The sequence below is a fragment of the Streptomyces sp. NPDC058240 genome (genome assembly GCF_042882135.1).
In the GTDB taxonomy this organism is placed as follows: domain Bacteria; phylum Actinomycetota; class Actinomycetes; order Streptomycetales; family Streptomycetaceae; genus Streptomyces.
Genome location: NZ_JBHVWT010000015.1, coordinates 158,046 through 180,076, shown reverse-complemented (window position 1 = coordinate 180,076; position 22,031 = coordinate 158,046). Strand labels below are relative to the sequence as shown.

General features: G+C 70.6%; 17 protein-coding genes. 11 read left to right on the top strand and 6 right to left on the bottom strand.

Annotated features, from left to right (window positions below; genetic code table 11):
- Positions 1-293: 293 nt before the first annotated feature.
- Both ACFVX4_RS23790 and ACFVX4_RS23785 read left to right on the top strand, forming a co-directional pair.
- The gene (locus tag ACFVX4_RS23790; protein WP_389980594.1) at positions 294-860 is read left to right on the top strand and encodes an SMI1/KNR4 family protein; all 567 of its coding nucleotides are present in this window, start codon (positions 294-296) and stop codon (positions 858-860) included.
- Positions 861-1,178: 318 nt separating this feature from the next.
- Positions 1,179-3,824: a hypothetical protein gene (locus ACFVX4_RS23785; RefSeq protein ID WP_389980592.1), complete on the top strand. Its 2,646-nt coding sequence runs from the start codon at positions 1,179-1,181 to the stop codon at positions 3,822-3,824.
- An 84-nt stretch (positions 3,825-3,908) separates the two neighbouring features.
- On the opposite strand, the gene fusA is transcribed toward ACFVX4_RS23785, so the two are convergent.
- Positions 3,909-6,014 carry an elongation factor G gene (fusA, locus tag ACFVX4_RS23780; protein WP_389980590.1) on the bottom strand — a complete coding sequence of 702 codons (2,106 nt, stop codon included), beginning with the start codon at positions 6,012-6,014 and terminating at the stop codon, positions 3,909-3,911.
- 534 nt (positions 6,015-6,548) lie between these two features.
- Between fusA and ACFVX4_RS23775 the strand changes: the two genes are divergently transcribed.
- Entirely contained in the window at positions 6,549-7,181 is a 633-nt protein-coding gene (locus ACFVX4_RS23775; RefSeq protein WP_389980588.1) for a class I SAM-dependent methyltransferase, read from the top strand.
- Between the two features lie 19 nt (positions 7,182-7,200).
- Here ACFVX4_RS23775 and ACFVX4_RS23770 read toward each other — a convergent pair whose 3' ends face one another.
- Positions 7,201-7,527, bottom strand: coding sequence for a hypothetical protein (locus ACFVX4_RS23770; RefSeq protein ID WP_389980586.1), 327 nt, complete (start codon positions 7,525-7,527; stop codon positions 7,201-7,203).
- Positions 7,528-7,648: 121 nt separating this feature from the next.
- Positions 7,649-8,533: a DUF2510 domain-containing protein gene (locus tag ACFVX4_RS23765; protein WP_389980604.1), complete on the bottom strand. Its 885-nt coding sequence runs from the start codon at positions 8,531-8,533 to the stop codon at positions 7,649-7,651.
- A 108-nt stretch (positions 8,534-8,641) separates the two neighbouring features.
- Between ACFVX4_RS23765 and ACFVX4_RS23760 the strand changes: the two genes are divergently transcribed.
- The 6 genes from ACFVX4_RS23760 (at position 8,642) to ACFVX4_RS23735 (ending at position 14,559) form a co-directional block, all read left to right on the top strand.
- On the top strand, positions 8,642-9,421 hold the full coding sequence (locus tag ACFVX4_RS23760; protein WP_389980584.1) for a crotonase/enoyl-CoA hydratase family protein: 780 nt from the start codon (positions 8,642-8,644) through the stop codon (positions 9,419-9,421).
- A gap of 92 nt (positions 9,422-9,513) precedes the next feature.
- On the top strand, positions 9,514-10,560 hold the full coding sequence (locus ACFVX4_RS23755) for a S66 peptidase family protein (RefSeq protein ID WP_389980582.1): 1,047 nt from the start codon (positions 9,514-9,516) through the stop codon (positions 10,558-10,560).
- A 145-nt stretch (positions 10,561-10,705) separates the two neighbouring features.
- Positions 10,706-11,452 carry a FadR/GntR family transcriptional regulator gene (locus ACFVX4_RS23750; RefSeq protein WP_389980580.1) on the top strand — a complete coding sequence of 249 codons (747 nt, stop codon included), beginning with the start codon at positions 10,706-10,708 and terminating at the stop codon, positions 11,450-11,452.
- A 166-nt stretch (positions 11,453-11,618) separates the two neighbouring features.
- Positions 11,619-12,386 (top strand): (Fe-S)-binding protein, encoded by a 768-nt coding sequence (locus tag ACFVX4_RS23745; RefSeq protein WP_389980578.1) that lies wholly within the window; start codon positions 11,619-11,621, stop codon positions 12,384-12,386.
- Positions 12,383-13,930 (top strand): lactate utilization protein B, encoded by a 1,548-nt coding sequence (locus ACFVX4_RS23740; RefSeq protein ID WP_389980576.1) that lies wholly within the window; start codon positions 12,383-12,385, stop codon positions 13,928-13,930. Before ACFVX4_RS23745 ends, ACFVX4_RS23740 begins: the two co-directional genes overlap by 4 nt.
- Positions 13,927-14,559: a lactate utilization protein C gene (locus ACFVX4_RS23735; RefSeq protein WP_389980574.1), complete on the top strand. Its 633-nt coding sequence runs from the start codon at positions 13,927-13,929 to the stop codon at positions 14,557-14,559. Before ACFVX4_RS23740 ends, ACFVX4_RS23735 begins: the two co-directional genes overlap by 4 nt.
- Positions 14,560-14,609: 50 nt before the next feature.
- Here the strand turns inward: ACFVX4_RS23735 and ACFVX4_RS23730 are convergent, their stop codons facing one another.
- The 3 genes from ACFVX4_RS23730 to ACFVX4_RS23720 all read right to left on the bottom strand — a co-directional run bounded on the left by ACFVX4_RS23730 (position 14,610) and on the right by ACFVX4_RS23720 (position 19,077).
- Positions 14,610-16,511 carry a DUF2264 domain-containing protein gene (locus tag ACFVX4_RS23730; RefSeq protein ID WP_389980572.1) on the bottom strand — a complete coding sequence of 634 codons (1,902 nt, stop codon included), beginning with the start codon at positions 16,509-16,511 and terminating at the stop codon, positions 14,610-14,612.
- Positions 16,508-17,548: a hydroxyacid dehydrogenase gene (locus ACFVX4_RS23725; RefSeq protein ID WP_389980570.1), complete on the bottom strand. Its 1,041-nt coding sequence runs from the start codon at positions 17,546-17,548 to the stop codon at positions 16,508-16,510. The genes ACFVX4_RS23730 and ACFVX4_RS23725 overlap by 4 nt, the downstream gene beginning before the upstream one ends.
- Positions 17,549-17,940: 392 nt before the next feature.
- Positions 17,941-19,077, bottom strand: a complete 1,137-nt coding sequence (locus ACFVX4_RS23720) for a substrate-binding domain-containing protein (RefSeq protein ID WP_389980568.1) — start codon at positions 19,075-19,077, stop codon at positions 17,941-17,943.
- 426 nt (positions 19,078-19,503) lie between these two features.
- Here ACFVX4_RS23720 and ACFVX4_RS23715 point away from each other — a divergent pair, with 426 nt between their 5' ends.
- On the top strand, positions 19,504-21,429 hold the full coding sequence (locus ACFVX4_RS23715; protein ID WP_389980566.1) for a RiPP maturation radical SAM C-methyltransferase: 1,926 nt from the start codon (positions 19,504-19,506) through the stop codon (positions 21,427-21,429).
- Positions 21,426-22,031, top strand: coding sequence for a DUF5825 family protein (locus ACFVX4_RS23710; protein WP_389980564.1), 606 nt, complete (start codon positions 21,426-21,428; stop codon positions 22,029-22,031). Before ACFVX4_RS23715 ends, ACFVX4_RS23710 begins: the two co-directional genes overlap by 4 nt.

Genomic DNA, 22,031 nt, shown 5'->3' with positions numbered 1-22,031 from the left:
AGAACCGCCCGAAATCCAAGCGACCGCCCTACCGCAAGAGCGAACGGACCACCAGTAAACACACAGAGTGACGACAGAAGCTAAAATCGCAAGCTTAGTGGTCAACGTCGCAAGTCCTCCGGGGGTTGACGGAGAGGTAGAGCCCGTGGGAGGTGCAGGCCAGAGATCGAGGGTGGCGCGGTAGGGACCCGCAGACGCCATCTTCAGCCATGCACCGTCAGCAACGGCCCGTCGAGCGGTGTGCAAAGATTCCCTGAAGCGCGCGGACTGAGTGGATGATGGGAGTTCCCTCGATGGAATTCAACGCTTACCGGGAAGCTCTGGCAGAAATCTACTTGGCGTCCGAAGGATGGCTCGAGCTTTCTTCGTCGGCGTCTATAGCCGAACTTCGAGATATTGAGAACGATCTTGGATTCTCTCTGGATCCGGGATTGCGAGCGGCATGGTTGGAGGCAGATGGGGGGCCAGCTTGGATGCCAGTGTTCGCCAGACCGGGATATCTGAGCGGTTACGACTTTCTCTCTATTGAGGCAGCGGCTGAGCGGCGACACTCCATGAAGCGCAACGCCCCACGCTATGCCGGCTATCTCGATCCACAGCCACGGGATCCTCGGATCCGGGCAGGCTGGTTCAATGACGGTTGGCTGCCGTTCGCCGCGCTCGGCGGAGGTGTAGGGATTCTGATACAGGATTATTGCCCTACGCAGGAGGGTGCTCCTGGTCAAATCATTGCATACACACATGATCCGGACGAGATGAGCTATGTCGCTCCGAGCTTTGAAGACCTGCTCGAAGAATCCATCGCTGAAATCTCTGCCTATCCGGAAGAATATATTCCCGAGCCTGAGGAATTCGACTAGATCGCCCCTCCCGGAAGTTCTTAAGAGATCAGCTTCAGGGCGAAGGATTCTGCAGGCGGGCTGTTGGCGGGGTGATTAACGACGTATCGTCAATTTCTGGCCGGTACTCGGATGTTGGGGCGCCCTCAGGCAAGATTGGTGGCACGGGTGCGGCCTGATGTCGGCTCCGTCCTCTGTCGCCCCCGAATGATCGGCCTCGTTGGCGCGCTCCTGCCGCACTGCTTCATCAGAAGCTGCCGTATGCCCAACTTCCGTCATTCCCAGCTCACTTGACACTATAGTGATCGCCGATTCGCCCTCCGACGACGGGGAGTACGGATGGGGCTGGACGGTGTTCTGGCGCATTTGACCTTCAGGGAACGCTTCACCCGCAAGAGGGTGCGTTTCGAGCGCAGATCGGGTGCGCTCATCGTCCAGGTCGAGGGTGTCCCCGCCCCCGTCAGGCAGTGGCTCGGTGCTCTGCTCAGGAGCTACCGCGGCATCGTGCCGGTCAACAATCCGAGCGATGTCCAGGCAGGGCAGGACGAGGAAGGCCTGGTCGTCGAGCAGTTACAGGCGATGACCGAGGGGTGCGGCTACGGCGGGCGAGTCGCTCATGGCCTGCCCATAGTCTTCCCGCGCTTCGCGGCCGCCCGCACGGCGCTCTACGAATGGCAGCCCGTCCCCACACAGTCCCACCCGCGACGGATCGGTGACCTGAAGCGGCAGATCAGGGAGGCGATCACCGAGGAGCGCCGACAGACCCTGCCCGAGCTGCGCCCCCGGCTGAATCCCCTCCTGGACGACCCGTACGTCAATGAGCGCATGGGCGGCGGGCTGGTCGGGCTCGTCCTGAAGGTGATCAACGCGTTCAGGTTTCCCCACCACCGGACGGTCCGCTGGTACGGCACCCGGCGCTTTCCCCGGCAGCGCACCTTCGAGGCGGTCTGCGAGGAGCTGGAACGGCTGCGGAGCGAGCCCGCGGCGGCGAAACAGCTTCTGCTCGTCGAGGCGCTGCTCGCCGACATCGACGCGCACTACGGTGTCGTCCGCCGCCTGAACAGGGCGCGCCGCCCCGTCCTCCTGCTGCCCGACGTGGACACCGTGCCCGCGCGGCGGATCATCCGGGACCGGCTCATCGAGGCGTACGACGGAGAGTCCCGCGCCCTGCGCGTGTACCCCGTGGTCATCACCACCTCGCAGCCCGGCGGGGCCACCCCCGCCGCGGGCGCAAAGCCGCCCGTGCCGGCGGACGGTCTCGCGGAGGCGATCGGCGGGCGCTTCGCCGAGCGGGTGCGCGTTGCGGAGGAGCGGAGCCGCGGCCTTTCCACGCCGCTGCCCAGCCGTCTGGTCCAGGTCAGCCTGGACGACGCGCCCGACCCGCGGCCCGGACTCCGGCCGGGCCGCCGCATCCTGGGGCCGGTGACGGCCGTGGTCACGGCGCTGGCGCTCGCCACGGCCGGACTCGGCACCTACTACGGCTTCTTCCGCGAACCGGAGAGTTGCGGCAAGGGCCTTGAGGTGCACGGCGCGGAGTGTCTGGGCGTCTCCGACGGCACGGGCGTGTTCATGCCCTCCGTCGATGGCATGCCCGAAGTCTTCGCACGTATCGCGGAACAGAACAGGGCGGTCGCCGGTGCCAAGCACGCGACCGTCGCTCTGCTCATCCCGATGGAGTCGGACAACCCTGCGGTGCAGCGTCAGATCCTCAGTGAGGTCCAGGGCGCCTACCTGGCCCAGGCCGGGGCCAACGGGGTGGACTCCGCGAAGCCGCCCATCCGCCTCGTCCTCGCGAACCCGGGCAAGGGCTACGGGAAATGGAAGGAGACGGTCGATCAACTCCAGCACCAGGAAACCGACTTGCGGGCCGTCGCCGGATTCAACCTCAGCCTGACGAAGACCAAGGAAGCTCTCACGTATGTGACCAATACGCTGAAGCTCCCGGCCGTCGCCAGTGTGGTGACGGCCGATGACTTCTCCAACCCCGAAGGCAAGGAAACGGTTCCCTTCCCCGGCCTCGCGCGGGCGGTGTCCACCACCAAGGAACAGGCCCGCGCACTCCTCGCCTTCGATCCGGACCTGGCCGGGGCGGAAACGGCCCTGGTCGCCGACGACCGGCCGGGCGACGACTACAACCGCTCCCTGCGGGACGCCTTCGCCGAGGCCAGAGCGGGCAAGGGGCAGGGCGGGGTCCAGGACATGCGCTTCGAGTCCCCGGGCGTCGAGGAGGCCGGCGTCACCCCGAACGAGTTCGAGGACTTCGCGGGAAACATCTGCCGTTCCAACGCCCACGTCATCTACTTCGCCGGCCGAGCCCTCCACCTGAAGCTCTTCGTCAATAAACTGGCCACCACCTACTGCCGGGAGAAGAAGTCGTACACGGTGATCACCGGCTCCGACGCCACGACACTCGACCAGCGCCTCGACGACCGGCACCGCGCCCTGCTCCGGGGCGACCCGGGATCCGGCAAGCCGTCCGTCACCATCCGTTACGCCGCCCCGGCGCACCCCGACGCCTGGAGCATCGAGCTGCGGAGGTGGCAGCAGGACCCGAAGCGGAGAGGACAGCAGCCGCCGCTCTATCTCAGGGAGGCCCAGGACGCGATGGACACACTGCGGCAGGGCATCACGGAACAGGACGGAGCCATCGGTGACGTGTACCTCGACGACGGGCGCACCATCGTCACGTACGACGTCGTCCTGACCGCGTCCAGGGCGTTGGCGCGAGCGGTCCACACCAGTGGGCAGGAAGTGCCGACGGCCGACCGGATCCGCAAGGACCTCGGGAAGCTGAACGCCGATCTTCGCGTGCGCGGAGCCAGCGGCTGGATATGCCTCACCAACGCGGGCAACCCCTACAACAAGGCCCTGTCCGTGGTCCATCTCGAACCCGGCTCGAAACGGTTGACGTTCGAGGGGGTGGCCTGGCCGACCGGGCACGCTCCCGCGCGGGAGGACAACTGCGTGATCCCGGCGCATCCGTAGCCCGACGCGCGGGAGCGGGAGGCCGCGGCGACGGGGCCCGGCCGCGCCGGCCCCGCCCGCGAACGGGAGGGGCCGACACGGTCGTTACCGGGCCGGTGTCCCCGGGGACACCGGATTCGGCGCCGGGGCGTAGCCGGTGGGGCGGGTGGTGAACGTTCCCCGCCCCTGGGTCCGGCTGCGCAGCCGGGTCGCGTAACCGAACAGCTCCGCCAGCGGCACGGTCGCCGTGATCACCGCCGTGCCCGCCCGGGTGGTGGAGCCCGAGACCCGGCCGCGCCGTGCGGCCAGATCGCCGAGGACCCCGCCCACGGCGTCGTCGGGCACGGTGACGGTGACCTCCGCCACCGGCTCCAGCAGCACCATCGCGCTCGCGCGCAAGGCCTCACGGAGCGCGAACCGGCCGGCCGTGCGGAACGCCATCTCCGAGGAGTCCTTGGAGTGGGTGGCTCCGTCGGTCAGCGTGACCCGCAGCCCGGTCACCGGGTGTCCGCCGAGAGGGCCCTCGGCCAGTGCGTCCCGGCAGCCGGCCTCCACCGCCCGGACGTACTCCTGCGGCACCCGTCCACCGACGACGGTCGACCGGAACACGAAACCGGCATCGCCGCCGCTGCCACTGTCGTGGTCACCGCCGGCCTCCAACGGCTCCGCGTCGAGGACGACATGGGCGAACTGGCCGGCGCCCCCGTCCTGCTTCACATGCCGGTACACCAGCCCGGACACCCCGCGGGTGACCGTCTCCCGGTACGCCACCTGCGGCCTGCCGACGCCGATCTCCAGCTCGTGAGCACGCCGGATCTTCTCCACGGCGACCTCCAGATGCAGTTCCCCCATTCCCGAAAGCACCGTCTGCCCGGTCTCGGGGTCGGTACGGACCGTCAGCGAGGGGTCCTCCTCGACGAGCCGCGCCAGCGCCGTCACCAGCCGTTCGGTGTCGGTGCTCCGGCGGGCCTCCACCGCCACGGAGACGACCGGGTCGGCCGAGGTCGGCGGTTCGAGGACCAGGGGCGCCGTGGGAGCGCACAGCGTGGCCCCGGTGCGGGCCGCCTTCAGCCCGATCACCGCGACGATGTCCCCGGCCACCGCCGTCTCCACGTCCGAGTGCCGGCCGGCCTGCACCCGCAGGATCCGCCCGATGCGCTCGTGGCGCCGCCTCCCCGCGTCCAGCACCGTGTCCCCCTTCCTGATCGTTCCCGAGTACACCCGCAGAAAGGTCAGCCGTCCCGTGGCCGTCGAGTTCACCTTGAACACCAGCGCGGCGAACGACGCCGCCGGATCGGCGGCCCGCTCCTGCACCGCGCCGTCCAGGGTGCCGCGTACCGGCGGCACGTCCAGCGGCGAGGGCAGATAGGCCACGACGGCCTCCAGCAGCGGCTCGATCCCGCGGTTGCGGTAGGCCGAGCCGCACAGCACCACGACGGCCTCACCGGTACGGGTCAGGTCGCGCAGCGCGGCCGTCAGAGTCCGCTCGGAGACCGACGAGTCCGCGCAGAACTCCTCCAGCGCGGCCGGATGGAGCTCCGCCACCGTCTCTTCGACCAGCCGCCTGCGGCGCCGTGCCTCTTCGCGCAGCCCGTCAGGCACCTGCCCCTCCTCGTAGGTGTCGCGGCCGTCGGCCCAGACCAACGCCCGCATGCGCAGCAGATCCACCACTCCGGTGAAACCGTCCTCGTTCCCGATCGGCAGCTGGACCACCAGCGGGACCGTGTGCAGCCGGTCCCTGATCGAGTCGACCGCGGCGTCGAGGTCGGCGCCGGCACGGTCGAGCTTGTTGACGAACGCGATCCGCGGCACCCCGTGCCGGTCGGCCTGCCGCCACACCGACTCGCTCTGCGGCTCGACGCCCGCGACGGCGTCGAACACCGCGATCGCGCCGTCGAGCACCCGCAGCGAACGTTCCACCTCGTCGGAGAAGTCGACGTGGCCCGGGGTGTCGATCAGGTTGATCCGGTGACCGTCCCAGTCACAACTCACCGCGGCGGCGAAGATGGTGATCCCGCGGTCGCGTTCCTGGGAGTCGAAGTCGGTGACGGTCGTCCCGTCGTGGACCTCGCCCCGTTTGTGGACGGCGCCGGTGAGGTAGAGGATCCGCTCGGTGACGGTGGTCTTGCCCGCGTCGACGTGGGCGAGGATGCCCAGATTGCGGACGGCGGTCAACGGACTGGTGGGTTGACGGTGGAGTTCGGTACGCACGGCCCATGGCCTTTCGGAATGATCCGGAATGGGATGGCGCGCGATTCCCGGACGAACCGGCCTGTGATCAGGCCGGGCGAAGACCCCTGAAGCGGTGCGTCACACCGGTGTGCTGCCGCCCGTTGATATCAACACCGGGCAGTGCTGGGTCAGTTGTTCGTACCGGGGGACCGGTACGGGCCGCGCAGCCCGTACCGGGCGCACGAAGACACCAGGATCACCTCGTACCGCGACGGGGGAACGACGACAGCGGTGCGGTAGCGCACGGCCGGTCTCCCCTCGCTCGTCACGGTGCGCGCCGCAGTGTTGTCGCGGCGTGCGATTCGTGGCGAGTGTAGTGAACCCCGGTACGGGCAGGGAACCGGATTTCGAGGCCGCCGCTGCCGGGGAGAGCGGGCGTGCTGCGCTCCCGTTCCGTCGATGCGTGTACCGGCGTCTGTCCACATGTGCCTTGCCAGAAACGGACGTTGAAGGCGGCGGCGAATGATGAAACGATCCGGTGGACCGCAGGGGGCAAGGGAAGGAACCGCATCGATGGACGAGGATCACGGCCTCGCCGCCGCCACGGTGTTCGACGCACTGGGCACCGATTACGAGCGGGCATTCGGCGGATCCGCCGCCCACCGCGCTTCGTTGCACCGGTTGTTGGGCGATCTCGCGCCGCACAGCCGGGTCCTGGACGTCGGCAGTGGAACGGGGCGGCCGACCGCACGGACCCTGACCGAGGCCGGCCATGAGGTGCTGGGGGTCGATGTCTCGCCCGTCATGGTCGAACTGGCGGCCCGGCAGGTTCCCGGCGCGGCCTTCGAGTGCGCCGACATCCACGAACTCCCCCTGGAAGAGGGAAGTTTCGACGCGGTCTGCGCGTACTTCTCATTGCTTCAGATGTCCCGCGAGGACCAGTCCCGGCTCCTGCGGAAACTCGGGCGGCTGCTGGTTCCCGGTGGCCATCTGGTCGTGGCCACGGTGCCGCTGGACGTCGAGGACTTCGACGTCGTCTTCATGGGGCACGAGGTGCGGGCCACGAGCTTCGGTCCGGAGGAGTTCACCGAGCTGGTCGCCGAAGCCGGCTTCTCGGTGCTGTGGGAGCAGAGCACCCTCTTCACGCCGGAGTACGAAGCGGCGGTGGCCGAGCCCCAGTTGTTCCTGCACTGCCGACGGGCCTGACACCGGGCCCGGCGGTTTTTCAACGCTCGACCGGCAGCCGTTCCGGGCGACGCGCGCGCCGGACCCCGGGACACCGCCGGGCAAGGGCGCCGGGGCGCCCGCCCGACCGCAGCGGGCCCTTCCAGTGCCGCAGTGCCTGCCTGCCGCACCCACGCCACTGCGCGGGCGAGACGGGTACGGCCTGCCCGCCCCGCGTGGCCAGCGCGTTCACCGGAGTCATCGGATCCGTCGCCATGGTCTTGGCGAGCAGCACGCCGATCACCAGCGGGGCCAGGGAAAGTGCCAGGGTCGTGCCGGCTGCGGTGACCTGCTGGATGCGGGGGCGGAGCGGTGCGTCAGGAAGCATGACTGTCATTCGACCAGCGGCTGCCCGCCGCCGGATCGGACGACGTACTCAGCTCGACCCGCCCTCGTACTCACGCCCGGATGCACGAGGGCTGGCCACCACGCCCGTCCGGTGACGGGCCCTACGCGTTGGTGCCGGGACCGGAGCCCGCTCCCGAGGCGGCCTTGATCCCCTTGGTGATGTCGTCCATGACGGAGAGCGCGGGGGCCTTGGCATTGATGTCGAAGCCGGACCGGACCACGATCAGCATGTCCTTGGAACGGGGCGACGGGAAGGCCAGCGACTGGACGTACCCGTCGTCACCGCTCTTCGTCACCACCTTCCAGCGCACCACGTAGCCCTGCTCGCCTGCCACGGTGACCGGTTCGGACTTGAGTTCCTGATGCGAGGTGATGCCGCCGTAGATCTTCTCGCCGTACGACTCCGTGGCATTGGCGGAGATGTCCTTCACCGCCGTGGCCTTCGCCGTCGTGGTGTCGAGCTTCAGGCCCTTCGCGGGCATGGAGAACACCCCGCCGCGCACGCACTGCTCGGACGTGTCGCCGGGACAGGGGTAATCACCCGTGGTCACTCCCGCGCCGGCGATCCCGGAGCTGCCCTTCCAGCCGTCGGGCACCGGCAGACTGATCCCGCTGGTCAGGTCCGTGGCGTAGCCGTCCTCGGTCTGCGGCATCTGCCGCTCGGGGCCCCTGCTCTCACCGCCGCCGCCTCCGCCCGGCGCGCCCGGCCCGCGGCCGGGAGCCTCCGACGGTGCGGTGGACGGAGTCGGGGCCGCGTGTTCGTCCGTGTCGCCGGACTTGTCCGACAGCAGGAAGACGCCGCCCCCGATGGCGGCGAGGACCACCACACCGGCGGTGATGCCCAGTCCGATGCGCGTCCGGCGGCGCCGGACCACGGCGGGCGGCACGCGGAGCTGGTCGGTCCACCGGGTGCCGTCCCACCAGCGCTCGTGGATGGGGCCGATTCCTGTATACCCGGGGTCTGGGTGCCAGCCGGGAGGGCTCATCTGGGTCACGCGCCCCACCGTAGAACGGTTGCGTGAGAATCGCATGAATCAGCTGTGCCGGCGGGGTCCTCCGCCGTCCCCGCGTCAGCCACTGTGGGAGGTCGAACGATGAGCGAACAACCAGCCGTGCGGATCGAGCGCGACGGCGCCGTGTTCACGGTGATCCTGAGCCGGCCCGAGGTCCGCAACGCCGTGGACGGGCCGACCGCGAGCCGACTGGCCGACGCCTTCCGGGAGTTCGACGAGGATCCGGACGCGTCTGTCGCCGTGCTGTGGGGCGACGGCGGAACGTTCTGCGCGGGCGCAGACCTGAAGGGCATCGGTACGGAGCGGGGCAACAAGGTCCTGGCCGACGGCGACGGGCCGATGGGGCCGACCCGTATGCGGCTGAGTAAGCCGGTCATCGCGGCGGTCTCCGGTCATGCGGTGGCCGGAGGCCTGGAGCTGGCCCTCTGGTGCGATCTCCGGGTGGCCGAGGAGGACGCGGTGTTCGGGGTGTTCTGCCGCCGCTGGGGTGTGCCGCTGGTGGACGGCGGAACGGTACGGCTGCCGCGGCTGATCGGTGAGAGCCGGGCCATGGACATGATCCTCACCGGGCGGCCCGTCCCGGCCGCCGAGGCGTACGCCATGGGGCTCGCCAACCGGATCGTGCCACCCGGCGAGGCACGCGGCGCGGCGGAGCGGCTGGCCCGGGAGATCGCCGTGTTCCCGCAGTTGTGCCTGCGCCACGACCGGCTGTCGGTGCGCGAGCAGCACGGTCTGAGCGAGCCGGAGGCGCTGGCCGCGGAGTACCGGCACGGTCTGGTGCCGCTGACCGCGGGGGAGACGCAGGCCGGGGCCGAACGGTTCGGGGGCGGTGCGGGCCGCCACGGATCCTTCGACGAGTGACCGGTGGACCGGTGGCGGGGCCCTGCCCCGCCGCCGTCGGCCGGACCGAAAATTTCGACTACGCCGCCTCGCGAGCCGCCTACGCTCATCGGATGTCGACCCACCAGTACCCCGCCAAGCCCCGGCCCGGTGACCGTGTCGCCGTGCTGTCCCCCTCCTCCGGCCTCCCCGGCATCCTGCCCCTGCCCCATGAACTGGGACTGCGCAGGCTCCGCGACGAATTCGGGCTCGAACCCGTGGAATACCCGACGACGCGGAAGATGGGCTCCACCCCGCAGGAACGGGCCGCCGACATCCACGCGGCGTTCGCCGACCCGGACATCAAGGCCGTGATCTCCAGCATCGGCGGCGACGACCAGATCACCGTGCTGCCGCACCTGGAGCGCGACCTGTTGCGCGCCAACCCCAAGCCCTTCTTCGGGTACAGCGACAACACCAACCTGCTGGTGTTCCTCGAAAACCTGGGCATCGTCGGCTACCACGGCGGCACGGTGATGGTCGAGATGGGGCGTCCCGGCGCGATGCACCCGCTGACCGCCGACTCCCTGCGGGCCGCGCTCTTCACCCGCGGTGCCTTCGAACTCACCCCGTCCAAGGAGACCAACGGGGCGAACGGCCGGTGGGAGGAGCCGCGTACCTTCAACTCCGAACCCGAGATGCGGCCCTGCAACGGCTGGATATGGCACAACGCCGACGGCCGGACCGTGAAGGGCGAGAGCTGGGGCGGAAGTCTGGAGATCCTGTCCTGGATGCTGATGGCCGATCGCGAGATCCGGCCGGTGGAGAGCTACGCGGGACGGGTGCTGTTCCTCGAAACGTGTGAGGAGATGCCTTCGGCGGAGGAGGTCCACCGGATTCTGCGGAACATGGGGGAGCGGGGTCTGCTCGCACAGTTCCCCGCCCTCCTCATGGGCCGGGCCAAGAACTGGTCGTTCGAGCAGCCGCTCGACGCCGAGGCGGGGGAGCGGTTCCGCGAGGAGCAGCGGCAGGCGGTTCTGCGGGCGTTGAGCGAGTACGCCCCCGAGACCATGGCCGTCCTCGACGTAGACCTCGGTCACACCGACCCGCAGCTGGTCATACCGTTCGGCGGACAGATCGAGGTGGACGGAGTGGGCCGCCGCATCGTCGTCACCTACTGAGCCGGGAAGGGGCGGGGAAGCGGGCGCGGGGGCGCGGGCGGCGCCGGATCTTTGGTCCGACCATATGTGGTGTGTGACATAGTTGAAGACCGGGCAGCAGAAGCGACGGCAACCGGACGATTCCGGCCGAGGCAGGGGGTGACGGATGCCTGTCGAATGGCAACCCGTACGGCAGTCCCGTACGCATGAGCTCGTGCTCCAGAGCATCGAGGAGCGGGTGTTCGCCGGCGAACTCCGGGCGGGCGACCGGCTGCCGCCCGAGCGTGAGCTCGCGCCGGTGCTCGGGGTCAGCCGGTCCGCGCTGCGCGAGGCGCTGAGGGTGCTGGAGACCATCGGTGTGCTGGTCGCACAGCCGGGCCGGGGGCCGGATGCCGGGGCACGGATCGTACGCAACCCCGACGACGCGCTCGGGCGGCTGCTGCGACTGCACTTCGCGCTGGGCAGCTACAGCCTGGAGGATGTCCTGGAGGCGCGTGTCGTGCTGGAGAGGTCCAGTTTCGAGGCGGCCGCGCGGCATGCCTCCCCGGAAGACCTCGACGAGGCGGAGACGCTGGTCGTACGTATGGGGGAGCCGGATGTCGCGGTGCCGGAGTTCAACGATCTGGACACCCGGTTCCATGTGCACATCGCCCGCAGCTCCGGCAACGAACTGACCTCCACGCTCACCTCCGCCGTCCGCGAGTCGGTGCGACCGCTGATCCTGCGGGCGCTGGAGGAGGCCGAGGACTGGCCGGCCACGGCCGCCGCGCTCAACGCGGAGCACACCGAACTGCTGAGGCTGGTGCGCGCGGGCAAGGGTGCGAAGGCCGCCGACCTGGTCGAGCGGCACATCCGCAGTCTCCACGGCACGCTGGTCGACGAGAACTCCGACCGGGCGCGACGGGATTCCTGACACATGGACGCGGGCTCCGGCCGGGTGGGCCGGAGCCCGGTGCACGTGGGTTCAGGTGTTGTCAGGTGCATGCAAAATGACGCCGGCTCGTGGCGCCACAGCCTTCATGTTCCGGACCGAGGCTAGTATGGTCGGACCATAAAATGCAGAAGATCGGAGAGACCCCATGCGCATCGGACTCTTCGCCACCTGTCTGGGAGACACGCTCTTCCCCGAGGCGGTGAAATCGACCGCGGTCCTGCTCGCCCGCCTGGGCCACGACGTGGTGTTCCCGCCGGGGCAGACCTGCTGCGGTCAGATGCATGTCAACACCGGCTATCAGCGTGAACCCGTGCCCCTGGTGCGGAACTTCGCCGACCAGTTCGGCGACACCTCGATCGACGCCGTCGTCATGCCGTCCGGATCGTGCGCGGGCTCGGTCCGCCATCAGCACGAGATCGTCGCCGAGCGGTACGGGGACGCGGCCCTGCGCGCGGGCGTCGCCACCGTCAAGGCCAAGACATACGAGCTGTCGGAGTTCCTCGTGGACGTCCTGGACGCCGAGGACGTCGGCGCGTACTTCCCGCACCGGGTGACGTACCACCCCACCTGTCACTCCCTGCGCATGCTCCGCGTCGGCGACAAGCCCTTGAAGCTGCTCCGTGCGGTCGACTCCATCGACCTCGTCGAGCTCCCCGAAGCCGACTCCTGCTGCGGGTTCGGCGGCACCTTCGCCGTCAAGAACGCCGAGACGTCGACCGCGATGCTCCAGGACAAGATGCGCAACATCGCCACCACCGGGGCCGATGTCTGCACCGCGGGCGACTCGTCCTGCCTGATGCACATCGGCGGCGGACTCTCCCGGATCAGGTCGGGCACCCGCACCCTGCACCTCGCACAGATCCTCTCCGCCACCCGCACCTCGCCGTACGTCCCCACGGAGGCCGTCCGATGAGCAGCACCTTCCTCGGCATGCCCGCGACCCCGCCCCGTTCCCCGTACGGAACGGGCAATCTGCGGGGCGACCGGAAGTTCCCCAAGGCCGCACACGACGAGCTGCGCAACGAACAACTGCGCCGCAACCTCGGCCGGGCCACCCGCACCATCCGCGCCAAACGCCTCGACGTCACCGGTGAGCTGCCCGACTGGGAAGCACTGCGCGATGCCGGTTCGGCCATCAAGACCGACACCATGAACCGGCTCCCCGAACTCCTGGAACAGCTGGAGCGGAAGGTCACCGAACGCGGCGGCACCGTCCACTGGGCGCGCGACGGTGTCGAGGCCAACGAGATCGTCACCCGGCTGGTCAAGGCGACGGGCAGCAGCGACGTCATCAAGGTCAAGTCGATGGCCACGCAGGAGATCGGCCTCAACGAACACCTCGAATCGGTCGGCATCACCCCGTACGAGACGGACCTCGCCGAACTGATCGTCCAGCTCGCGCACGACAAGCCGTCGCACATCCTGGTGCCCGCGATCCACCGCAACCGCGACGAGATCCGGCAGATCTTCCTCAAGGAGATCCCGGGCGTCGACCCGGCCCTGGACAACGTACCCGCGCATCTCGCCGCCACCGCCCGCGCCTATCTGCGCGAGAAGTTCATGACGACCAAGGTGGCGGTTTCCGGCGCCAACTTCGGCATCGCCGAGACCGGGACCCTCGCCGTCGTGGAGTCCGAGGGCAACGGCCGCATGTGTCTGACGATGCCCGACACCCTGATCACCGTCATGGGCATCGAGAAGGTGCTGCCGCGCCATCAGGACCTCGAAGTCTTCCTTCAGCTGCTGCCGCGCTCCTCCACCGGCGAGCGGATGAACCCGTACACCTCGATGTGGACCGGGGTCACCCCGGGCGACGGACCGCAGGACTTCCACCTGGTCCTGCTCGACAACGGACGCACCGCGGCGCTCGCCGACCGGATCGGACGCGAGGCCCTCAACTGCATCCGCTGCTCGGCCTGCCTCAACGTCTGTCCGGTGTACGAACGGGCCGGCGGCCACGCGTACGGATCGACGTACCCCGGACCGATCGGTGCGGTCCTCACTCCGCAGCTCGCCGGGATGCACGCGGCCAAGGACGACCCCAACAGCTCGCTGCCGTACGCCTCCAGCCTCTGCGGCGCCTGCTTCGACGCCTGCCCGGTCAAGATCGACATTCCGTCGCTCCTGGTCGAACTGCGCCACCAGAACACCGAACAGTCCGGTATGACGGCGGAGAAGCTGGCCATGAAGGCCGCGGCCACCGTCATGAAGCACCCGAAGCTCTTCACCGCCGCGCAGAAGGGCGCGGGCATCGGCCGCGTCATCGGTGGGCGGGACGGCAAGATCTCGCATCTGCCACCGCCGTTCGACGGCTGGAGCGAGAGCCGGGACACCGCGGCGCCGCCGAAGCAGACCTTCCGCTCCTGGCTCGCATCGGCCGAGGGCGCCGCGACGTTGCGGGCCGCCGCGGGCGAGTACGAGAAGAACCGGAAGCAGCACAAGGAGGAGGAGAAGTGACGACCGCTCGCGAAACGGTGCTGGGCCGGATCAAGGACGCCCTCGCTCTCGCCCCCGTCCCGGACACCACCGTTCCCCGCGCCTACCGCACCGGCCGCACCCTCCCCGACGACGAACGCCTGGCCCTCTTCACCGACCGGCTCGTCGACTACAAGGCGACGGTGCACACCTGCACCGCCGACCGCACGGCCCAGGTCGTCGCCGAGGTGCTGCGGGAGCGCGGGGCGCGGCGGATCGGTGTGCCGGCCGGACTCGACCCGCAGTGGCTCGACGGCTACGACGGCGAGGTCCAGCAGGACTCCGGCGACATCCCGGCGCCCCGGCTCGACGCCCTGGACGGGGTCCTCACCGCCTCGGCCGTCAGCTGCGCCGAGACGGGCACGATCTTCCTGGACGGCTCGCCCGACCAGGGGCGGCGGGCGCTGTCCCTCGTCCCCGACCTGCATGTCTGCGTCGTCGATCTGTCGACGGTCGAGGCCGGTGTGCCGGAGGCGGTGGCGCGGCTGGTGCCGCAGCGGCCGACGACGCTGATCAGCGGACCCTCGGCCACGTCCGACATCGAGCTGGAGCGGGTGGAGGGTGTGCACGGTCCGCGCACCCTGGCCGTGGTGATCAGAACGGACGTGTAGGGCCTTTCGGAGGGCGGGGTGCGCGGCGCGAAGACCGCGCACCCCGGCGTTCACCCGTGCGTGACCGTCACCGGCTCGAAGCTGATACGGGTCGTCGCCGCATCCTCCGCCCAGCTGACCTCCGCCACGTCCCCGTCCACCGTCACACCGCTCACCACCGCGTCGAGCGGCGTCGCGTCGGCGTCCGCGGTCAGCGAGGCGAGCGCGACCAGCACCACCGTGCCCTCGGCGGGCGCGGACAGCCGGGGCACCACAGCCCAGGGCGTGTACGCGGTGCCTTGCGGAGCCCGTACGCCGTCCCGGGACTCCCAGCCGTACAGGCCGTGCAGGGCGGAGGTCAGGGTGTCGTCGCGGCCGGTCGCCCAGCCCGTCTGCTCCGCCCGGGCCCCGTCCGGCGCGCCGAGCACCCGGTGCACCCGCAGCTCGTACCGGCCGCGCGCCACGGTGACGCTCTCCACCCGCATCCCCGGCACCATCGGCGAACCCGACGTGAACACCGGGCGGTGCCAGGAGGCGGCCCAGCCCCAGCCGTCGCCCCCTCCGGCGCCCAGCGCACGGATGACGCGGCGTTCACTGCGCGCCCCGGCGACGACCACGGCCAGATGGTTGTCCGCCGCGTTCGCCCTCGACGTGGGGCCGGTCACCGTGGAGTACGACTGGCGGCTGTACAGCGGATCGTCCTGCACACCCGACTCGCCCTCGTGCGGGCGCACATGGTCGCTGCCGTGGTTGTGCAGCCGTACGATCCCGTCCGCACGGGTCGACTGGACGAGCAGGCCCGGCGCGGGCAGCGCGAGCACCCGGTCGGGGCCCCCGCTCGGCGCGGGCTCCTCGGTCGCGGCCCACAGCGGATGGCCGTCCGGCGCGAGCAGCGCGACGAATGCCTTGGACGCCCAGTACGGCGACGCGGGCGCCGAGTAGTTCTGCAGCGACGCCTCGTGCGGGCCGTGCCAGCCCAGGTTCAGCAGCCCGTCCGTGCCGGTCGCGCCCCGGTCCAGGAAGTAGCGCAACGATCCACTGATCACCCGCCGCGAGGCGCCGGGCGTGAGCGGGGTGTGCCCGCTGACGGCGCCGAGCGCGACGGAGGAGGCGGCCGCGAAACGGTAGGTCAGCGAGCGGCCGAAGTGGATCGGCGCACCGTCGCCGCCGAACAGCAGCGAGAAGCCCTCCAGGTGCTCGCGCAGCCGGGCGCCGTAGTGCGCGGACAGCTCCGCGTCGCCCGACAGATACGCGTCCAGCACGGGGTAGAGGTGCAGCGCCCAGCCGTTGTAGTGGTCGAAGGCCCGGCCGTCGCCGTCCGCGTACCAGCCGTCTCCCCGGTACCAGCCCTCCAGCAGATCGAGGGCACGCTGCTTCGCCCGTGCAGTCTGGGCGTCACCACGGCCCACGGATTCCAGGAAGCCGGCCACGGAGTAGGGGAACAGATACCAGTTGTTGGGGGAGGGGACGTGCCGCAGTGCGTCGCGCAGCCACTCCTCGGTCCGGTCCTGGACCCCGGCGTCCAGCCGGTCCCAGAGCCACGGCCGGGTCAGCCGCAGGCCGATGGCGACCGAGGCGGACTCGACCATGGGCTGGCCGAAGACGGTGTGGTCGCGGATCAGCGGCCAGGATTCGGCATCCTCACGGCCGGGGGTACGGGTACCGGCCGCGAGCCCGTCCGCGTACCGGCCGAGCCAGCCGTGCGGGTCCTTGCCGTCCGCGCCCGCGACCCGGAAGGCGGCGGCGAGGAAGGTGCGCGCGTAGCCCTCCAGACCGTCGGAGCGCACTCCGGACGCGGACGGCCTTCCCGGCAGATCCAGCAGCGCGCCGCCCGGCGTGGCCCATTGCCAGGCGGCCCGGAGCAGCCCGTCCGCAGCGGCCTCCCAGTGCGCGCGGGTGTAGCCGGTGTACGGGCTCGACGCCCGGTCCTCGGCGGGGAGTTCGATGGGAGAGGTCGGGTGGGGAGCGGTCATGCGAGAAATGCCAGCCTTTCGCGTCGTACGGGATGGGCGAAGCCGTCGCCCGCGGCCCAGCGGCCGGCCTCGGCCGCCGCCAGATCGACCAGTCGCCGCCACTCGTTGCCCTGTGAGCCGGCGAGGTGCGGGGTGATCAGAGCGTTGTCGCACTCCCAGAGGGGGTGTGCGGCGGGCAGCGTGTCGGGTTCCGTGACGTCGAGGATCGCCCGGATCCGGTTCTGCCGGAGTACGTCGGTGAGCGCGTCCTGGTCGACGACGGCGCCCCGCGCGGTGTTGATGAGCACGCCGTCCGGGCGCATCGAGGTGAGCAGTTCACGGCTGACGAGCCCGCGGGTGGCCGGCAGCAGCGGGGTGTGGACGCTCACCACATCGCTCTGTGCGAACAGTTCGGCCAGGCCGACGGGCCGGACGCCGAGCGCGGCGGCCTCCGCGTCGGAGACGTACGGATCGTGCAGCAGGACGGGCAGGTCGTAGGGCCGCAGCAGTTCGATGACGCGTCGGCCGATCAGCGAGGCGGACAGAATGCCCACGGTGCGGCCGTAGTTCCCGACCCGGGCGGGGGTGGCGAGCCAGTTGTCGCGGTGGCGTTCCGCCCGGTAGTCGCGGGCCCGTTCCAGGACTCGTTTGCCGGAGAGCAGGATCATCGCGACGGTGTACTCGGCCACCGGCAGGGCGTTGGCGGCGGCTGCCGACGACACCTCGATGCCGCGTTCCCAGCAGGCCTCGGTGATGTGTCCGCGGACGCTGCCCGCGGTGTGGACGACCGCGCGCAGGCGCGGCGCCGCGTCCAGGGCGGCCGCGTCGAGCGGTGGACAGCCCCAGCCGGTGACCAGGATCTCGACGTCGGCCAGCACGGCGCGGGCCCGGTCGGTGCCGAAGTCGTCGAGAACGGGCAGGGGCGAGAGGTCGCACACCTCGTCGAGCGCGGCCAGGGACCGGGCATCGAGGAGCGCGGCCGCGGCGGCCGGTTTCATGGCGACTGCGGCGCGTGGACGGCTGCGGGCGACCGGGGTGCCAGAGGCAGTGGTGGGCATCTTTCTCCTGGTAGGGGGCGGACTGATGGCAGGTCAGGGTGAACATCGCGACCAGCACGATCGACGGACGCACCAGTGGAGTCCTGACCTGGAGCGCGGTACGGACCGGACCCGCGCAGCGCGGACCAGAAGGTGATGCGGGCGGCGCGCTTCCCGCCCCGGTTGCCCGGGGTGACGGTGCTGACCGGTCCGGACGACCCGTCGGCGCCGCCGCAGGCGCCGAGCGCACCTGCCAGGGGCAGGGCGGCGATCGTGGCAAGCACGGATCGAGGGCTCTGTCGACCGGGCATGTGCGCCTCCCGCGGCTTCTGAAACGGCTCACGGGGAATCCTGATCGGCTGATCGGTACTGGTCAATAGATCGCTCAGAGGAAGATCAAAGCGGTCAAACGCTCACTTCATGGAAAGCGGCGGTTCCTGTGCCGATCCGCGCACCTCAAGAGTGGGCAGCAGCTCCGTCCGGCGCACCGGACCTGTCGCCCCGACGGCCCCGGACAGCCGGTGGAGCAGCAGCTCGGCGGCGGCCCGGCCGATCTCCGCCTTCGGCGGTGCCACCGCCGTCAACGGCGTGCTGCCGAGGGCCGCGACCACATCGTCGTACGCCACCACCGAGCAGTCCCGCGGCACCTCGACACCGCTCTCCGCCAGCCGCTGCACCAGCATCAGCGCATCCACGTCGCCGTGCAGCACGGCCCCCGTGGCGCCCCGCTCCCGCAGCAGCGCCGCGAGGTCGAGAGCGGCCCGGCCGTCGGCCGCCGGCGCGGCCCCGCGGGGCTCCGCCGCGGCCCCCGGGGAGCTCAGCACCACCGACCAGTCCTCCACCTCCGGGCGCGCCGCCGCGATCTCGGCGAACGCCGCCCGGATGCTGCGTGCCGTCGGACTGTCGTCACGGGCGGCCAGCACGATACGGCGATGCCCCAGCGACACCAGGTGCTCCACGGCGAGATGCGTTCCGTACCAGTGATCGGAACACACGGAGTCCAGGGCGTGCAGCGCGCTGCCCGGCCGGGGCCGCCGCTCCATCAGCACGGTCGGCACCGCCACGTCCGCGAGCCAGCCGTAGTCCAGCTCCTCCGAGCGGGCGCTGGGCCAGCGGGGCGCGATCAGCAGCCCGCGTGCCCCGTCCGCCAGCGCCCGCTCCACCAGAGGACGTTCGGCACCGGCCGACGGGGGCGCGATGTGCAGGGCGATCCGTATCCCGGACTCCTCCAGGACGGACCGGGCGCCGTGCAGGGTCTCGTACAGGTACGTATGCCGCTCCGGGACGACCAGGGCGACCGCCCCGGCGTCCCCGGCCGGCTCCTCGCCCCGGGCCGCCGGGACCGCGGCGGTCGGCACCGGCTCCCGCGCCGGGCGGGCCACCCCGTGGCCGCGGCGCAGCCGCCCGACCCGGGCCAGCTCCTCGACGTCCCGCCGGACCGTGACCACCGAGACGTCCAGCTCGGCCGCGAGCACGCTGACCTTGACGGCGCCGCGCGATTCCACCACCGAAAGGATTCGCTGACGCCTGAGTTCAACCGGCTCCCGCATGCTGCTGGCCCCCTCGCCGTACCGCCGCGCGTTGTTCGTTTGAACGCTTCCAGTGAGCGTTCGGGTCGCAGCATAGCGATCAGCCCTCGGGTGTCCACGGGTGCGGACCGTCCCGTACACCCCACCAGCCCCAGGGGGGCTCTTGCGGCTCTCGCACAACGGCGCCTAACGTCAACGGACTTGGGGCCGATCGCCGAGGGGAGGGGCACATGGAGATCAAGAAGGTAGTGGTCCGCGAGGAAGAGGCGAAGAACCGCGAACGGCAGACGATCGAGAAACGCCCGACGCGCTGAACCGGGGTGTTCCGGTGCAGCCGGCGCAGGACGCGACCGACCCGCCGGGGACGGCGCGCCGCGGCCGGACAGTGACGAAAAGGGCGGACGCCGGGCACGACCCGGCGTCCGCCCCCGTGCCGTGGGAGACGCAGTGCGCATACATCTGGTGACCATGCCGTGGCAGCCGATCGAGCTTCCCTCGCTCCAGGTGGGGCTGCTGCACTCGCTGCTGGACCGTACCCGGCCGGACGACGAGGTGCGCGAGTTCCACGGCTCCCTGCGCTGGGCGGAATTCCTGCTGGAACGCTCGCGGGGGGCGCTGCGGCCCGGCGACCATGTCGCGGTCGGGAGCGAATCCATCTTCGACGGTCTCGGGGACTGGGTCTTCTCCGGCGTCCTGTACAACGATCCCGAATGGGGTGTGGCACAGCTCAAGGAGTACGCCACCCGGCGCGGTACCGACATATCCACCGCGACCGCGATGCGGGTCCACGCGGCGGAGTTCATCGACGAGAGCGCGAGCGCGATAGTCGACGACGCACCCGATGTCGTGGGATTCACCTCCACGTTCATGCAGAACGTCTCCTCGCTGGCGCTCGCGGCGGAGCTGAAACGACGCCGCCCCGGGCTGACCGTCGTGTTCGGCGGCAGTAATTGCGACGGCCCGATGGGCCACGCGCTGCACCGCAACCACCGTTTTGTCGACCATGTGGTGCGCGGGGAGGGGGAGTACGCCCTGCCCGCCCTGCTCGCCCACGTCGAAGCGGGCACCGCACCGGCCGATGTGCCCGGACTCTGCTGGTGGGACGGGCCCGAGTCGCGTGCCAACGAAGAGTCCCGGCGCACCGTCGCACCCGGCGACATCCCCTCTCCCGACTACGACCTCTGGCAGGCGGCCATCGACGCCTCCCCGCTCGCGGAGTACGTCCATCCGAAACTGGTGGTGGAGGGGGCCCGCGGCTGCTGGTGGGGCGAGAAGCACCACTGCACCTTCTGCGGACTCAACGGATCGGCGATGACCTTCCGCGCCAAGACCGGAGACCGGCTCTGGGACGAGGTCGACCGCCTGGTCCGGCGCCACCGCATCCTGGACATCGTCACCGTCGACAACATCATCGACATGGCGTACTTCAAGGACTTCCTCCCGCTCGCCGCCGACAGCGGCTGGGACCTGCGCATGCACTACGAGGTCAAGTCCAATCTCACTCCGGAGCAGCTGGAACTGCTCGCCCGCGCCGGTTCGGTCCATATCCAGCCCGGCATCGAGAGCCTCGACAACAAGGCTCTGGAGCTGATGGACAAGGGGGTCAGCGCGGCCCGCAACATCCGTACGCTCCGCGAGTGCGAGAACCACTCGCTCACCTGCTCCTGGAACTATCTCTACGGGTTCCCGGGAGAGCGCGCCGAGGACTACGCCCCCGTCATCGACCAGATGCCCGCTCTCGTCCACCTCCAGCCGCCCGGCGGCGCCCACCGCATCCAACTGGAGCGGTTCAGCCCCAACTTCGCCAACCCCGCGCTGGGCTTCCACCGACGGCAGCCCGCCGAGATGTACCGCCACGTCTACGACCTGCCCGAGGAACAGCTGGCCGACCTGGTCTATCTCTTCGACACCCCGCCCGCCGGGATCGGCGGCGAGACCGAGGCACGGCTGAAGGCCGCCGCCCGCGACTGGTACACCGGCCACCCCTCCTCGACCCTGGTCCTGGAACAGCCCGACGGCACGGACGGCGAGGAAGTGCTCCTCGTCCACGACCGACGGCACGGCTGGCCGCACCGTACCCACCGCCTGACCGGCTGGCGGGCCGCCGCCCTCCGCCATCTGGAGGCGGGCCGCACCCGGTCGGCGCTGCACCGGCTGCTCACGGCTGACGGAAACCCGCCGTCCGCCGAGGAACTCGGCACCTGGCTGGGCGACGCGGTCGCTCTGGGGCTCCTCTTCGACGACGGGCGGTCGTACGTGTCGCTGCCGACCTGGCACGTCCCGGTCCGGTCGGTCGAGCGCACCCGGGGCCCGGACGGGACGACCGACGGGCCATCGGGCGCGTCGGACAACGGAGAGAAGGCCACCGGATGAGCCCCCTGCCCGCACCCCCGACCCGTACCGCACCCGTCCTGCCGGCCGGACAGGTGCCGCACCGGATCCGAGGACGGCTGGTCACGGTGGACGAACCCCTGCGGCTGGGCGCGGGCGGCAGACCGGCGACGGCGGCGGTCCAGTTCCTGCGCGAGTGCCAGAGCCACGATCTCGTCGTGCGCTGGCTCCCGGCGACCGACGACCCGCTGTTCGCCGGGCCCGCGCACGAGGTGTCCGAGACGGCCGGGCTGCTGCGTCACCTGCCCGCCCCCGGCCCGCTGCCCGGCGAACCGCCGGAACTCACCGCATGGCGGGACCGCCATGCCTACGGACAGCTCTACCACCGGCGCGGACCGGACTTCGTCACCGTCATGGACCGCCGGGAGCCGTCGGCCGCGGCCCGCTTCACGATCGACGACCCCGACCTGCTCGCCACGTTCCACACCGTCCAGGACGCCACCGCCGTCGCCGCACTGAGCACCATCGGGCGGGAAGCGGTGGAGCTGCTGGCGGCGGAACGCCTCGCCTGGGTGACCGACGGCTGGGTGGTGGCCCTGCCACCCCGCATCCGCCGGTGGCCCGTCCCCTGCACCGACATCTGA